Source organism: Archangium minus (genome assembly GCF_044360475.1).
GTDB lineage: Bacteria > Myxococcota > Myxococcia > Myxococcales > Myxococcaceae > Archangium > Archangium minus.
Map to the genome: position 1 here is coordinate 161,095 of NZ_CP043494.1, position 14,469 is coordinate 175,563.

General features: G+C 67.4%; 10 protein-coding genes and 2 pseudogenes. 7 read left to right on the top strand and 5 right to left on the bottom strand.

Annotated features, from left to right (window positions below; all coding sequences use genetic code 11):
- The first annotated feature begins 495 nt into the window (after nucleotides 1-495).
- Nucleotides 496-600, top strand: coding sequence for a helix-turn-helix domain-containing protein (locus tag F0U60_RS00725; protein WP_395825915.1), 105 nt, complete (start codon nucleotides 496-498; stop codon nucleotides 598-600).
- Between the two features lie 9 nt (nucleotides 601-609).
- Here the strand turns inward: F0U60_RS00725 and F0U60_RS00730 are convergent.
- Nucleotides 610-1,760: pseudogene (locus tag F0U60_RS00730) on the bottom strand (IS4 family transposase).
- A gap of 889 nt (nucleotides 1,761-2,649) precedes the next feature.
- Between F0U60_RS00730 and F0U60_RS00735 the strand changes: the two are divergent.
- Nucleotides 2,650-3,093: a hypothetical protein gene (locus tag F0U60_RS00735; protein ID WP_395812856.1), complete on the top strand. Its 444-nt coding sequence runs from the start codon at nucleotides 2,650-2,652 to the stop codon at nucleotides 3,091-3,093.
- A gap of 385 nt (nucleotides 3,094-3,478) precedes the next feature.
- On the opposite strand, the pseudogene F0U60_RS00740 reads toward F0U60_RS00735, so the two are convergent.
- A pseudogene (locus tag F0U60_RS00740) lies at nucleotides 3,479-3,829 on the bottom strand (DUF2019 domain-containing protein); the annotation flags it as partial.
- Entirely contained in the window at nucleotides 3,823-5,127 is a 1,305-nt protein-coding gene (locus F0U60_RS00745; protein ID WP_395812858.1) for a hypothetical protein, read from the bottom strand. The gene F0U60_RS00745 and the pseudogene F0U60_RS00740, both read right to left, overlap by 7 nt.
- 379 nt (nucleotides 5,128-5,506) lie before the next feature.
- On the opposite strand from F0U60_RS00745, the gene F0U60_RS00750 reads away from it, so the two are divergent.
- The 3 genes from F0U60_RS00750 to F0U60_RS00760 are packed head-to-tail and all read left to right on the top strand — an operon-like array spanning nucleotide 5,507 to nucleotide 7,877.
- Nucleotides 5,507-6,067 carry a putative glycolipid-binding domain-containing protein gene (locus tag F0U60_RS00750; protein ID WP_395812860.1) on the top strand — a complete coding sequence of 187 codons (561 nt, stop codon included), beginning with the start codon at nucleotides 5,507-5,509 and terminating at the stop codon, nucleotides 6,065-6,067.
- A gap of 1 nt (nucleotide 6,068) precedes the next feature.
- The gene (locus F0U60_RS00755) at nucleotides 6,069-6,701 is read left to right on the top strand and encodes a YdcF family protein (protein ID WP_395812862.1); all 633 of its coding nucleotides are present in this window, start codon (nucleotides 6,069-6,071) and stop codon (nucleotides 6,699-6,701) included.
- A 12-nt stretch (nucleotides 6,702-6,713) separates the two neighbouring features.
- Complete coding sequence (locus tag F0U60_RS00760) at nucleotides 6,714-7,877, top strand: App1 family protein (RefSeq protein ID WP_395812864.1); 1,164 nt, start codon at nucleotides 6,714-6,716, stop codon at nucleotides 7,875-7,877.
- Between the two features lie 40 nt (nucleotides 7,878-7,917).
- On the opposite strand, the gene F0U60_RS00765 is transcribed toward F0U60_RS00760, so the two are convergent.
- Nucleotides 7,918-10,122 carry a tryptophan synthase alpha chain gene (locus tag F0U60_RS00765; protein ID WP_395812866.1) on the bottom strand — a complete coding sequence of 735 codons (2,205 nt, stop codon included), beginning with the start codon at nucleotides 10,120-10,122 and terminating at the stop codon, nucleotides 7,918-7,920.
- A 241-nt stretch (nucleotides 10,123-10,363) separates the two neighbouring features.
- On the opposite strand from F0U60_RS00765, the gene F0U60_RS00770 reads away from it, so the two are divergent.
- Nucleotides 10,364-12,643, top strand: coding sequence for an ATP-binding protein (locus tag F0U60_RS00770; RefSeq protein WP_395812868.1), 2,280 nt, complete (start codon nucleotides 10,364-10,366; stop codon nucleotides 12,641-12,643).
- A 57-nt stretch (nucleotides 12,644-12,700) separates the two neighbouring features.
- The gene (locus F0U60_RS00775; protein ID WP_395812870.1) at nucleotides 12,701-13,435 is read left to right on the top strand and encodes a hypothetical protein; all 735 of its coding nucleotides are present in this window, start codon (nucleotides 12,701-12,703) and stop codon (nucleotides 13,433-13,435) included.
- Between the two features lie 10 nt (nucleotides 13,436-13,445).
- On the opposite strand, the gene F0U60_RS00780 is transcribed toward F0U60_RS00775, so the two are convergent.
- Nucleotides 13,446-14,387: an MBL fold metallo-hydrolase gene (locus F0U60_RS00780; RefSeq protein WP_395812872.1), complete on the bottom strand. Its 942-nt coding sequence runs from the start codon at nucleotides 14,385-14,387 to the stop codon at nucleotides 13,446-13,448.
- Nucleotides 14,388-14,469 lie beyond the last annotated feature (82 nt).

Sequence of the window (14,469 nt, forward strand, 5' to 3'; positions counted from 1 at the left end):
AGGGGCCTCAGGGGCCTCAGGGGCCTCAGGGGCCTCAGGGGCCTCAGGGGCCTCAGGGGCGCAATCCTGCGGGGGTTGATTGTGCCTCAACAAAGATACGAAAAAATACGTGCGAGTTCACTATTCCTGCCTTGGCCGCAGGGAAAGTGCACGTCTCTGGGGAAATCACCCTCAACCGGAGTTCAGCGTTGGTTCAGTGCTGGAATGGCACTGTTCTTCCCCTTTCGGTGACTTGCATGGTCAAATAGGCGGGGTTGTCAGATTATAATTGGTATGGCGCATCGCCAGGTTGTCCCTCATCTCTGGCGTGTACCACTCCACCAAGCTAAGCGATCCGCCATAGATGTTGTACACATCTGCAATGCTGCGTGCAGATGTGAACCCGGAGGATTGGGTGCGGCTCCGAGAGCGGGGCCGCTCGTCCTTTGCCACTCCGTGGGAGCGTGACCGAGTGGAGATGATTCTCCTGTCCGCCTCGGGCTGGTCACCCCACGGATTGCGGCACACCTGGGGGTGTATGCGGCAACAGTGCGCCGTGTCCTCAAGGCATGGAGCCGCGAGGGCCTGGATGCGCTGGAGATCAAGCTCCCGGGGCCCTGAGGCATCCCCTCATAAAAGGCCAAAGGCTTCACGGAAAACGAGCTGCTCGCAGACAAGTTGGGCGAAGCGTTCAATGAGAGGCCGCAACTGGGCTTCGGGCATGTTGGGCAGAGCCTGGTAGTACATGCAGCCCTGGCGGAAGAGGGAGTAGGTCCGCTTCTTGGAGGTGTTGGCTTTGAGGTCGCGCTCCATGCCGAGGCTCTCGCCAGCAGCGCCCAGCAACGTCAGCAGGGCACACGCGAGGGCACTCAGAGCAGCAGCCTGTCACGCCTGTCCGTCTCCGCGATTCGGAAGGAGGACAGGCCCATGCCGAAGCGCAAATCCTTCACGTCCCTGAAACTCTCCTCAATGGTGAATCTCCCACTGTAGAGAGCCACCACCTCGGCTCCGCAAGCCTCTGTCAGGCTGGTGGCCAGACACCAGGGCTCCTTCATGCCTTTCTTCTTCACGCATACCACCGCGGCGACTTGCACCTCATCGGCCGTGACGCGTGCGCCTTTGAGCTTGCGCAGGTGGCCTGAGGTCGGCACCCACTCCGCCGCGCTCCGGCGCTCTCCCTGGGCGCTGGTGACGATGATTCGCTGACGGAAGCGCACCACGTACTCAAAGCGCAACTCCTCGAGCAGGGCGTAGAGCTTCTGGTCCGCGAAGCCCCGGTCGGCCAGAATCGTCACCTTCACCTCGGGCGCAATCAACTCCCGCAGTCGCAGCAGGACGCTGTCCTCCACGTCATTGCGCATCCCCTTGAGCGTGGACTTGGGGACCGTCAACCACACCAGGGGAGTAGAGCGACCGTGTCCGGTGCGCAGCGAGGCCACCAACGTGGTGTGGTCGTCCTCGTCGAAGTCCGTCCAGTCCAAGGCCACCACAGTCTCGGTGCGCTGTCCCATGACGTAGGGCACCCAGAGGGAAAACAAGTGCCACACGTCCACGCCCGTGTTGGACAGCAACCTGTCCACCTGCTTCACCCCGTGCTTGCCCTTCTTCCCCCGCGCCACTGCCAGGGCCTGCCCGATGGCGTACACCGAGAGGCTCGCGGCGTGGATGACGCCCAGCGTCGCCAGGGAGAGCGACAACACCCTCTTGGCGTGGAGGTCTTCTCCGAAGAGTCCGGCGAGGAATTCATGCACCTGCTGTTCGTTGATGGCTTGAGTACCCACTTCTCCGGTAACATCCATGACCCTACTGCTCAAACCATATGGCCAGATACACGCTTCCTCGCCTACTTGCTATATGAGGGGATGCCTCAGGGCTCCCGAGGTTGCCGCCTTTCTGCGAGGGGGTGCATGGGAAGAGGGGGTGAACTTCCCCGCGGAGCCCTCGGTGGATCTCTACGCGTTCGGCGCCCTGCTCTACGAAGCGCTCACGGATTGCCATCCCTTCAATCCCCGCATGCCCGCGGAGACGCTCCTGCTCGCCATTGAGTTCCTTCCACCGGTGGAGCCAGTCCGATTGGACCCGCGTGTACCTCCGGGCCTGAACGCGCTGGTGATGAGGTTGTTGGCGAAGGCACCGGAGCAGCGACCCCCGAGCGCCAGGGCTTTGCACGAGGAGTTGGTGCGGATGTTGGAGAGGGAAGGGAACACGGAGGCGTGGACGGCGCCGTATGCCTTCCCCTCGACGCGCGACAAAGCGACCCCTCGGCCAGAGGCTGTCGAGGCTCCCCGTCTTCTCTCGGCCTCCCTCATCTCCGAGAGGGAAGACTCGCCTCCGTTGTTCGAGCGGAAAGCACCAGCGGCCCCGGGAATGGTCGAGTCGGGCAGTGCCAGGAGGGAAACGGGGTTGCATCGCGGGGGTTGGGGGAGGGCACCCGCCGTGCTCGCCCTCATTCCGCTCCTGCTCGGGATAGGGTGGGGAGTCGTCTGTTTGGCCCTCCCCGCGCTTTCCGAAAAAGGATGCGAACCCTTGCGCTTCTCCACTCCCAGATCTCTTGGCGAAACGTTCATACTGCTCTGTGCCGCCTCCACCCACTTCCTTGGCTGCACGAGCGCACCCGTTCGCCCTGACGTCGGAGGCTTCCTGGAACGCTGTCCTCCTGAGGCTCGGCTGATGGCCGTCCAGTTGGGCTTCGAAAAAGGACCCTTCACGAATATCGAGCTGGCGACCGTTACGGATGCTGGCAAGGAGAAGACGGGCCTGATCAACGTCAGGAGTGGACCCATGGAGGCCTGGATGCTGCTGCCCGATGGGAGCATCCGGCGGGTGACCGGCGAGGCGAAGGTGTTCCCGGATCGAGTCTATGCACAGTTCGATCGGATCTACCTGGATGGGCTCTACCCGGCGACTCCCGGCCGCGTACCGTCTCCCATTTGCGCCGTGGTCGTGAGCGATCGCGACCGGACGAAGTTCGGGGTGCTGACACACGCGGCCAGTCCGGACAGGGGGGCCGAGGTCGATCCGGCCAAGGTAGTTCGTGGCCGGGAGGCCGCCGTCCTCAACGCGCCCCTGGTGTTCGCGTACGTCCAACTCCCCGACCGCCACTTCCCGGATTGACCGCCGCGAGGTCGTGCCCTGTACGTGAGTGAAAGCCCCCAGGCAGCTCTTCTGACCTGCGCAGTCTGGGGGCTTTATGCTTTCTGAGCTGAGCCCATGACCTTTACGGCCGAGTAGTTGTCCTCCATCGCGCGGAACTACTGGCCCTCGGATATGGAGTCCCTATCTCAGGCCCGAGAGGAGTCCGGAGGTCGCGAGGTTCCAGGCGTTATGGAGGCAGGAACTCCTGCCGGACCCTTGCACACCCCGCTCAAGCTCAACCGCCAGGTTTGTCCCGTTTGCTGCCTCTCTGCCTCGCAGAAGCGGCGCGCTCTGTACGTGGTCGGCTGCGCTTGGTCGGAGGGGTGGGACGGGGTTCCTCTGACTGCCCCGCATCATCCTCAGCAGGGTCCAGGGCCCAAGTGCCCTCTTCCCAGCGCTTCAAGGCTTCGGATGCGCCGAACGGAACCAATCCTTGCCCCTTTGCTGCCTCTTCCAAAATAGCTTTGGCCTCCGCTGTCCGATGGCGGAGCAGGAACACCGCAGCCATTACCCGCACGTCCATACGAGGATGTGAGAACAGAACCGCGAGCGCATCACGCCCGGTATCTCCGTGGGAGCGAAGTTGCAGGAAAGCGGCAAGCGCTTTCTTGGCATGTTTATTTCCGGTCCTCGCGTCTCCCTTGAAAATCTCTTCATTCTGCGCTTGTACGTGATAAGCAAATTCTTCAACGAGCTTTTCGAGGCTCTTCACCATATCCCAATCTTTACGTTCTTTATTGCGCGCAAGCCAAACGCTCGCTGCGCCTCATACGACTGACCACCTAGCCATTTCCGAACGGTCAAGGTGGACGAGCCTGTGATATCATAGCGAATCGAGGAGTAAAGGCGGCTCACATTGGTGTGCAGAGTCTTGTCTAATGCGATGACGTTCTCGGTATTGTGCAGGGCCTCGCCCCCAAACCGATTCACGTTGCCTGGGGTCTGCTCCACGATGTGATGCCACTCCTTACCCTTTCCCGCTGACCCCATGGCCGACTTAAAGCCACTGTACGAGCCCCAAGCCCTATGTCCGTTGGACAGGAGCTTACCCCGACTCGGCGCTGGACTCCCAGCGCCAACGCTCCGGGCAGCCATCGCCACGGCATGAGGCGCCAACACCATGCGGATCGTCCCCTCGGGCACAGAGACAATAAGGCGCTTGGCTCCGGTTGACGTCTCCAGCAGACCCAAGCCAGTGCTAACCGCGACTCTCTCCGACGCTTGCGCGAATCCGGGGAGCTTTGGGGTCTTGGATGCAAGGGCCGCCGTTTTGCCAAGGGCCGCCGTCCCCACGATGACGAGAATGCGCACACTGTTGGGGCCGATGACACGTCCAAAACGCTCGCCGAGCTCGCGCAACTCCGCAAAGGTAGAGGCCCGGGGCGCATCTTCGTAAAGCTGCGCATAGGCTCGCAGCAAATCGAAGAATTCATAACCAAGATAACCCCACAAGGCGGCGCTAAACACCAGGGCCGCGCCCTTTGTCACCGGCTCGGGCACAGGCGCCAACAGCAGCGCCATATAAACCGTGATGCTTATACTCAGCATCGCGAGCATTCGTGTAGGGTCGAGCATGGCCCGCACTTCCGCGTTGACTCCTTCCAGGGCAGGGCCTACCGCCAGGGCGAGCGCAAGGCTTCGCTTGTCGTCATCCTGGAGGTGGGGCCCGTCTTCAAACAGCGTCAGGCAGTCCCCTGGAGTGCCGCACCGCTCGCAAAACTGCCCATAGGACCGGGCCAGGTTTGATTGCCACACTTCGCCACTCAGGGGCGCGGAAGCCAACGCCAGCCTACGGCCGACATACAACGGAGAGCGGGACGCGGCCACCCGGAGCGGCATGTTAAGCCAAAGCGTTGTCATGGCTGCCGAAAACTCAGCGTCACTCACCTGCACAGGCGCAAAGTCTGTGGGCAGCTTGGTAAAGATAGCCTCCCCGGCCTGGGCTTCCGCCTCCAGCGCCCACGGTTCGGACGAGTCGTGCGGCACGGGCGGACGGTAACGGGAAGCCGTCAACTCTCCTCCCCTGGGAGCCCCCGTGGCGCACGCTGTAAACAGCATCAAAGCAGCCAGCGCCAGCGCTCCCGCGCGTAGGGGCCACCGTGTGTCCACGGGGAGAGTTCCGACAGAACGCCGAGACATTGCCGCACCTCCCCGGGTGAGCCGCCCGGGCTGGAAGCCAAATCCGTCAATTTCAGAGAACGGCTGACAGCTAAGTCAAGCCGTCGAGTTGCCCCGGCTTCCTCTCAGCGCCCACGCCGAACACCACTCTTTTTCACGCACTGTTCATCAGCCAGCCCGCGAGCGTTCCCGGAGTTGGGCGCAGCGCGGCATGGAGTGGGGCGTGCAGGTTGTCCTGGTTCCAGGTCGGGGCTCCCGTATGCTGCGCCCGAGCATGAACGAGCAACATGTCGCCTGGGCCCCCTGGTCCGGCCCCGGTCACGAGCATCTGGTGCTGCGCGAGGTCTCCAGCGCCCTCACAGCGCACAGCTCCGTCGAGGGTGTGACCGACGAGGGCCGTCCCTTCTCCTTGCGCTACTTCCTGCGTACCGACTCCGCCTGCCGCGTCCGCGAGGTGGAGCTGGCCCTGCTCGGCAGTGACGCCCGGCTCGCCCTGCGTTCCGATGGCGCCGGCAGGTGGACCGATGAGAAGGGCCGCTCCCTGCCCGAGCTCGACGGCTGCATCGACGTGGACATCTCCGCGAGCCCCTTCACCAACACCCTCCCCATCCGCCGCCTGGGGCTCGCTCCCGACTCCTCCGACGACATCGTCGTCGTCTACCTCGCGGTGCCCGAGCTCTCCGTCCGTCGCTGCCGCCAGCGCTACACCTGTCTCGGCCCCGAGCGCTACCTCTTCGAGAGTCTCGAGTCCGGCTTTCGCGCCGAGCTGCCCGTTGACTCCCAAGGCCTCGTGCTCGACTACCCGGGGCTCTTCCGCCGCCTCCCCTCGCGCTGACGTGCCTCCGCTCGCTCTCAAGAAGGGGGCCGGTCCCCTCCGGCGCTGGCTCTTCGTCGGGCTGGGTGTGGCCACCTTCGGTCTCTACGGCATGGCCTTCGTGGTGGACCGTTTCGGCCAGCGCGAGCGGGCTGTCCCGTCGGACGTCGTGGTGGTGCTCGGGGCGCGCGTGCTGCCGGGGGGCTCGCCCTCTCCGGCGCTGCGCGCCCGTGTCGAGAAGGCGGTGGAGCTTTACCACCGGGGCCTGGCTCCCCGGCTCCTCTTCTCCGGCGGCGTGGGCATCAACCCTCCCTCGGAGGCCCGCGTCATGCGCGACCTCGCCATGCGGCTCGGTGTCCCCGAGGAGGCCTGTCTCCTGGAGGAGCAGAGCCACTCCACGGAGCAGAACGCGCGTTTTTCTTCGGACGTGCTGCGCTCGCTCGGCGCTCGGCGCGTGGTGGTGGTCTCTGACCCGTACCACCTCCTGCGCGCCCGCCAGTATTTCCGCCTCCACGGCTTCGAGGTGGCCACCAGCCCCGCCTTCCTCTCTGAGCGCAACATGGGCTTCGTGGACCGTTGTTACTGGACGGTGCGCGAGGCCGCCGCGCTGCTGCTGCATCCGCGCGTGTTGTTCGCTCGCGAGCCGAGCCGGTAGAGTTCCGCGGCCATGGCCTCCCAGAAGTCGCCCAACCCCCTTGTCCGGCTCGCCTTCCACGTCGAGCACCATGTTGAATCGTGGAGCTGGCGCCTGCGGCGCAAGGTGGGGCTGGGCCGCCCCCCGCGCATCCTCCCCTACCGGGGCTACGGGACGCCCCGTCAGTCCGTCATCAAGGCGCGTGTGTTGGAGGATCGGCACGTGCGTCCGCCCTGGAAGCGCCACACGCTGCTAGGCAGCGCCATCGCCTCGTGGAAGCGCTACATGACGGTGGAGATTCCCCACGCCCGGGTGAAGGTGTGCTGGGGGGATAAACACTGGGAGGGCACCACCGACGAGGAGGGCTTCCTGGAGCTGTGGGTGGAGCCTCCCGCTGGGGTGAAGGCCGGCTGGCACGACGTGGAGCTGGAGCTGCTGTCGCCCGCTCCCAAGGGCGTGGCCCGGGTGCGCTCCCCCGTGCTGGTGGCCGGCTCCGAGGCCGAGTTCGGCGTCATCAGCGACATCGACGACACCGTCATCGTCACCAACGTCACCAACTTCCTCAAGCGCGCCTGGACGCTCTTCCTCACCGAGCACCGCACGCGTCTGCCTTTCGAGGGCGTGGATGCTTTCTACGACGCCCTCCACCAGGGCAGCACTGGCTCGGCGGGCAACCCCATCTTCTACGTCTCTTCCAGCCCGTGGAACCTGTATGAGCACCTCGATGAGTTCCTCGGGCTGCATCGAATTCCCGCCGGCCCGCTGCTCCTGCGCGACTGGGGGCTGAGCCGCACCGGTTTTGCTCCCGGCGGCGGACACGGGCACAAGCTGGAGAAGATTCGTGGGTTGTTGGCCACGATGGAGTCCCTGCCCTTCATCCTCATTGGCGACAGCGGGCAGGAGGACGCCGAGCACTACCGCACCATCGTCCACGAGTTCCCCGGCCGCATCCGCTGCGTCTACATCCGCAACGTGTGGCACCGCCCAGGCCGCGAGCGCGAGCTGGCCTTCATCGCCGCGGACATCCGCGCCGCTGGCAGTCAGATGCTGGCCGTGGATGACACCGTGACGGCGGCCCGCCACGCCGCCAGCCAGGGCTGGATTCGCTGGCGCGAGGTGGCCGAGGTCCAGGCCCACCAGCAGCAGGACGCCGAGGCCCGGACCCTCCTGGACAAGCTCGACCGCGACCACGGCTGAGCTCCCTCTCCCCCTGGGAGAGGGCTGGGGTGAGGGTTTGTCACCGACAGTCCGAATCCTTCTCGTCCGCCCGGCCATCCGCGTCGTCGTCGGCGCCGTTGGAGCAGCGGCCGGACTCACGGGGCACGTACTCGTTGATGTGCAGCGTGTAGCGGATGGGCGTGGCCTCGGTCTCACCTTCCAGGCCGTCCACCACCACCAGCACTGTCTGCCCCTTCTCCAGCGGCAGCTTCACCACCGGCGCGCCCTTCTTCCCCGCCGTCCGGCTCGCCGAGCACGCCAGCTCCCGACCCCGGCACCCCGTCAGTACGTACAGCGCGTTGCCGTGGCCTCCGCCCACCGTGTCGAAGACGAAGGTGCCGCTCAGGGGCGCCGTCCACAGGTGTGCCCGGTCCTGCCGCAGCAGCGCTCCGCACGTGCCCTGGAAGTCGTCTCCTGCTTGCGCCGTGTCCCCGTGGAACGTCACCGGGAGCGCGCTGCCCAGGTCCGTGTCCATGCACCCGCGTCCGTCGCACAGGGGATCGCCCTGGCAGTCCGTGTCCGCACAGTCCACCCACCGGTCCCCGTCGTTGTCCGCTCCGTCGAAGCAGCGCCCCGCCTCGGTGGCTGCCTGCTCTTGAATGTGCAGCTCGAAGTCCCCCGCGCTGAAGCTCCCCCCGGTGGCTCCATCCACCACCACCAGCACGCGTTGGCCCGCCGTCAGCGTCGCCGACACCCGCGCGCCTCCGCCGTAGCTGATGCCATCCGTGGCGCATGCGAGCTCCTCGCCTCCGCAGCCGTCTCTTCGCAGGCTCAGCAGCGTGTCCATCGCCGAGCGCGTTGTGTCGAAGGTGAAGGTGCCACTCCTTGGCGCCGTCCACAGGAAGCCCCGGTCCGGCGGGCCCCAGCCGCCGCACGAGGAGCGGTGATCATCGTTGGCCCAGGTGGTGTTGCCCTTCACTCGCACCGGCAACGTGCTGCCCAGGTCCTGGTCCGCGCACACGGGCGAGGCGCGGTAGCACACGTTGGCCACGCCCGCGCCGCCACACAGCTCCTCCGCCGCGCAGGTGCCGCAGTCGAGCATCCCTCCGCACCCGTCCTCCACCGTGCCGCAGTCCTTGCCCAGCAGGGCGCACGTGTTGGGCTGGCAGGCTGGTTTGGCGCAGACGTTGGGGACGCCGCCGCCGCCGCACGTCTCGCCCTCGGGGCAGAGGCCACAGTCGATTACCCCTCCCGCGTCCGGCACGAAGCCACAGTTCTTCCCCAGCTCGGCGCAGGTGGCCGGTGCGCAGCGCGCGCTGCCGCAGACGTTGGGGACACCGCCGCCTCCGCAGGTCTCGCCCCCGAAGCACTGGCCACAGTCGAGCGTCCCCCCGCATCCATTCGAGATGGTGCCGCAGTTCTTCCCCTGCGCCGCACACGTGGTGGGAATGCACGAGGCTGGGCCACACACGTTGGGCTCACCGCCGCCGCCACACGTCTCGCCCTCGCCGCAGGTGCCACAGGAGAGGACTCCCCCGCACCCGTCCGCCACCAGGCCGCAGTCCTTCCCCAGCCCCGAGCAGGTGGCGGGCACGCAGGGCGGGATGCCACAGACATTGGGGACGCCGTCGCCCCCGCACGTTGTCCCGCAGGGGCAGGTGCCGCAGTGGAGGGTCTCCCCGCAGCCGTTGGAGACGGTGCCGCAGTTCTTTCCCAGGGACTCGCACGTGGTGGGGGTGCAGGGCGCTCGGCCGCAGACGTTGGGCGCGCCGCCGCCGCCGCACGTCTCGCCCTCGGGGCAGGTGCCGCAGTCGAGTGTCCCCCCGCAGCCGTTGGAGACGGTGCCGCAGTTCTTTCCCAGGGCCTCGCACGTGGTGGGGGTGCAGGGCGCGCTGCCGCAGACGTTGGGCTCGCCGCCGCCCCCACAGGTGTCGGGCGCCTGGCAGACGCCGCAGTCGAGCTGCCCGCCGCAGCCATCCGGCGCAAGCCCACAGTTCTTGCCCAGGGACTCACAGGTGCCCGGGGTACACCGCATCGGGCCACAGACGTTGGGCTCGCCACCTCCGCCGCACATCTCGCCCTCGGGGCACGTGCCGCAGCGCAGCACTCCGCCGCACCCGTCAATGGTTGTCCCGCAGTTCAGTCCCTGGTCCTCGCATGACTGGGGTTGGCACCGGGAGAGCCCTCCCGTCTCCGCGAACGGATCCGGCGTCTCCGTCCCGCCACATGCCACCCACACCATGACAAGGGCCGCCCACCCGAGCCCACTCCACCGCCCGCCCATGCCCCGCCCTCCACTCGGCCTGCGAGTGGTCCACGAAGGCGCAACCTGGGGCGGCTTCCTCGTCAGTGGAAGGGGCCTTGGCGTGTGGCTCGCGGTGGTGAACGGAGGACGCCGTCCCCGAGGGCCCCGCGGCGACAGGTTTCCGACAGAGTGTTGCCCGGGAGCACCGATTCCTGGACACGTGCCAGGTCGTCACCTTGTGTGAGTGGGGCTGGCTGCTTCGAGGGGGGGAGGGGAGGTGATGCGACGTCCTTGGACGTTCGCCGAGCGCATCGCGGTGGGACTCACCGCCTCGCTGGTGGTGGCCTTGGCCATTGCTGGTGGCACTGCGCTCGCCCTGCGCTCGCTCCTGTCCAGCAGCGAGTACCTCACCGAAAACCGGGTCATGCACCTCGTGGAGGTGGAGCGGTTGCGGCGGGCCTTCAGTGAGAAGCTCGCCAGCCTGCATGGCTATGAGTTGACCGGCGACATGTCCTTCCGTGAAGAGGCGGTGCGGGCCCGGGAGCTGTTCAGGGAGTCGCTGGGCGCCCTGCGCTCGCACCAGGAGGGCCCTGAAGAGCGGGATCTGCTGGAGGGGCTGGCCCAGGCTGAACAGGCGCATGAGGACGCCGCCCTGGCCATGCGAGAGGCCCTGGTGCGAGGCGCCTCCCCGGAGGAGCTGGCGGCGTACGTGAAGAGGAGGGACGAGGCGCGTCGCCAGACGTACGCGGCGCTGAACGGGCTGGCCCGGTACACCGAGGCCGCGTTCCGGGAGAACGCCGCGCTCGCCCTGCTCTCCGACCGGCAGGCGCTCTGGCTCATCCTCGCGGTGGCGACCCTGGGGCTGCTGGTGGTGATGGGGCTGGCCTGGGTCCTCACCCGCGCGTTGTGGCCCCTGCACCACGAGGCCCAGGCCTCCGAGGAGCGCTTCCGGCTGCTGGTGGAGGGGGTGAAGGACTATGCCCTCTATCTGTTGGACCCGGAGGGGCGGGTGGCCAGCTGGAATCCGGGGGCCGAACGCATCCAGGGCTGGCACGCGGAGGAGATCATCGGCAGGCCCGGAGCGCTCCTCTACCCGCCGGAGGCGATGGGGGAGGGGGGGCCGCAGCGGGAGCTGGAGCGGGCGGCGCGCGAGGGGCGCGTGGAGTCGGAGGGCGTGCGGTTGCGCAAGGACGGCGCGCGCTTCTGGGCCGAGTCGTTGATCACCGCGCTGCGCGGCGCGGACGGACAGCTCGAGGGCTACGCGGTGCTCACCCGCGACAGCTCCGAGCGCAAGCGCATGGAGCGCGCCCAGCGTCTCTTCGCCGAGGCCGAGCGTCTCTTCCTCGCCACGCAGGATCCGGACCTGGCGGTGGCCGAGCTGGCGCGGCTGCTCGTGCCGGAGCTGGCCGATGGCTGCCTCCTGCTCCACCTGTCTCCGGAGGGCGAGCTGTTGCCTCACGCGGTGGCCCACGTCTCCATGGAGAAGGAGGCCCTGCTGTGGGAGATCATTGCCCACCGCCGCCCCGTATTCCGGGAGGGGGCGGTGGGCGTGTGGCACGTCCTGCGCACGGGGAAGTCCGAGCTGCTCACCGAGGTGACGCCGGAGGTGATGGAGCAGGTGTCCACCGATGCCGGGCACCTGGAGCTCATCCGGCGGATGGGTGTTTCCTCCGCGCTCACCGTGCCGCTGCGGGCGGGAGGCCGGACGCTGGGCGTGCTGGTGCTGATGTCGCAGCGGCCGGAGCGCCGCTTCACGGAGACGGATCGGGTGTTCGTTGAGGAGCTGGCCAGCCGCGCGGCGCTCGCGCTGGACAACGCGCGGCTGCTGCGGGAGGCGCAGGCGGCGTTGGATCTCATCGGCGTGGCGGCGCATGACCTGGGCAACCCGCTCCAGGCGCTACAACTGATGTTGGGCAAGCTGCGGCGCGCGCCTCCGTCGGATCCGGACAAGCTGCGCGAGGTGCTCACCACGGCCGTGCGTCACACCCAGCGGTTGGGGCGGCTCTTGCACAACTTGTTGGACCTCTCGCGACTGTCCTCGGGGAGGCTGGATTTGGAGGTGGGAGAGGTGGACCTGGCCGAGCTGGTCCACGAGGCGGTGGAGCGGCACGCGGAGCAGGCGGCGGAGGCGGGCAGTCGTCTGGTGTTGGACGTGGAGCTGGGGGTGGTGGGGCGGTGGGATCGGCTGCGGCTGGAGCGGGTGCTGACAAACCTGCTGTCCAATGCCTTCAAGTACGGCAAGGGCCAGCCCATTGAGCTGCGCGTGGCGCGCACGGATGGTCACGGGCTGTTGGCGGTGAGGGACCACGGGCCGGGCATCCCCCTGGAGCAGCAGCATCAGATTTTCGAGCGCTTCAAGAAGGCCCCCGCTCAGGGCGAGAAGCGGGAGGGCTTCGGGCTGGGCCTCTACATCGTCCGGCAGCTGGTGGAGGCGCATGGGGGCACCATCCGCGTGGAGAGCCGGGAGGGGGAGGGCGCGACGTTCACCGTTGAACTTCCGTTGGCCCCGGCGCACCAGGAAGTGGGTGCCAGTGAACCGCCTCCGGGGTTGGTGCATTAGTCAGATTGAACCGGGTAGACCGTGGCGACACGCTGAGGGCATTCATTGAGGTGAGTCATGGTGAAGCTGGCCCTTCTGGGAGAGTCCTACCCGGCGCAGCTCCGGGAGAATCCGCAGGCGCTCCGAGACGTGGAAGTGGTGTGGTCGGGGTCGTCGCTGGAGTCCTTCCGGGCGCAGGTGCCGGCGAAGCGGCCGGATGTGTTGGCCTTGGACTTCCTGGAGCTCAACGGGGTGGAGACGGGTGCGGTGCCGGGGCTCATGGAGGACTCGGGGGCGCGGCACGCCATCGTCACCTACCGGTTCGCGCGGCGCGGGGTGCTCCAGCAGTACCCGGCGGGCAAGGTGCGGCTGCTGCAAGGGCCCATCTCCCTGTCGCTGCTGCGGGCGCACGTGCACCTGGCCGTGTTGGACGCCATGCTGCAGCCGCAATCCGCGAAGCCGGCCCCGGTGGCGCCGGCTCCGCTGGCCTCGGCTCCGGCGCTTCAACTGGGCGCACCAGGCGCGGTGTCCACGGTGACGGTGCCCGCTGTGCCAAAGCCGCCCCGTTACTCGGCCGAGCAGCTGGGGGTGTTGCTGGAGGTCTCCAGCGCGGTGCAGTGCGAGTGCCCCAACCACCTGTCCCAGATTGTCAGCAGCCTGCAGGCCTTCGAGGAGTACTCGAAGCACTGTGAGAACCGGAACGAGGCGGATCGGCAGGTGCACGCGCTGCTCTACCGGTACACGGCGGCGGCGCGCGCGGTGATGGAAGAGGCCCTCACCGCGCTGGTGAAGCACGAGAACATCCAGCTCTAGCCGCCCAGCCTCACACCGTCGGCAGGGGCGGCACCGGGGGCAGTGGCGGCTCCCTCGTGTCGGCGGTCTGCTCCACCGAGGCCAGGCCGCGCAGGGCGTGCGGCTCGTGGGCGCGCTCGTCCTCCTCCAGGCGCTCGAACTCCACGGCGTCGTGGGCGCAGAAGACGCGCACGTCCCGGTCATGGCGGCGCACCAGCTCGCGCAGTCGCTCCTGGTTGAGCTTCCGCATTCGCCCATCCTTCTGCATCAGCTCCTGGTACGCCCACAGGCCTGGCGTGCACCGCGGCCGGTCCGGGTTCATCTCCTCGTGGTAGAAGTACGCGTCGCCCGCGTGCAGCAGCCACCCATCCGACAGCTGCATCGCCACACCCGCGTGCCCCAGCGTGTGCCCCACCAGCGGCACCAGCAGGATGTCTGGCGGCAGGCCCTCCAGCTCGCGCACGCACTCGAAGCCGAACCAGCGCTCGCCCCCGCGCGGCATCGGGTACGTCACCCAGTGCGGCTGCGTGCTCCACTGCCTCGGACGGAAGCGCCGGCGATCCAGCCACGTCACCTGGGTCATCGCCGCGTCCACCTCCGCCGCCATCACGTGCACCCGCGCCGCCGGGAAGTCGTCCAGCCCGCCCGCGTGATCGAAGTCCAGGTGCGTCAGCACGATGTGCCTCACGTCCGACGCTTTGAAGCCCAGGCGTTCAATCTGCCGCACCGCCGTCATTTCCTCGTTGAGCTGCGGCCGGTTGAGGTTCAGGAAGAAGGGGCTCAGCCGCGGCCTCGGGTTGCGCACGTCCTCGAGCCCAAAGCCCGTGTCCACCAGCACCAGACCTTGATCCGTCTCCAGCAACAGGCAGTGGCAGACCAGGGCCGCGGGTACTCCCTTCGGCCGCTCTCTCCCATCCATCAGCCGCCCACCGGGTGGGCACATTGTCACGCAGTTCAAGTGGTGGACGCGCATCCCGCTGCTCCCTTCCGTCCCTGCCGGGCCTCGCGGGGCCCTGGGCCTTCGTTCGTCGCAAAGGTGGGGTGGGGTGCGAGGG

Bases quoted from the DNA above. Each gene is read 5' to 3' on its own strand.
- F0U60_RS00765 (WP_395812866.1), bottom strand. From the start codon at position 10,122: ATGGGCGGGCGGTGGAGTGGGCTCGGGTGGGCGGCCCTTGTCATGGTG.
- F0U60_RS00760 (WP_395812864.1), top strand. From the start codon at position 6,714: ATGGCCTCCCAGAAGTCGCCCAACCCCCTTGTCCGGCTCGCCTTCCAC.
- F0U60_RS00775 (WP_395812870.1), top strand. From the start codon at position 12,701: ATGGTGAAGCTGGCCCTTCTGGGAGAGTCCTACCCGGCGCAGCTCCGG.
- F0U60_RS00780 (WP_395812872.1), bottom strand. From the start codon at position 14,387: ATGCGCGTCCACCACTTGAACTGCGTGACAATGTGCCCACCCGGTGGG.
- F0U60_RS00735 (WP_395812856.1), top strand. From the start codon at position 2,650: ATGGCCGTCCAGTTGGGCTTCGAAAAAGGACCCTTCACGAATATCGAG.
- F0U60_RS00750 (WP_395812860.1), top strand. From the start codon at position 5,507: ATGAACGAGCAACATGTCGCCTGGGCCCCCTGGTCCGGCCCCGGTCAC.
- F0U60_RS00770 (WP_395812868.1), top strand. From the start codon at position 10,364: ATGCGACGTCCTTGGACGTTCGCCGAGCGCATCGCGGTGGGACTCACC.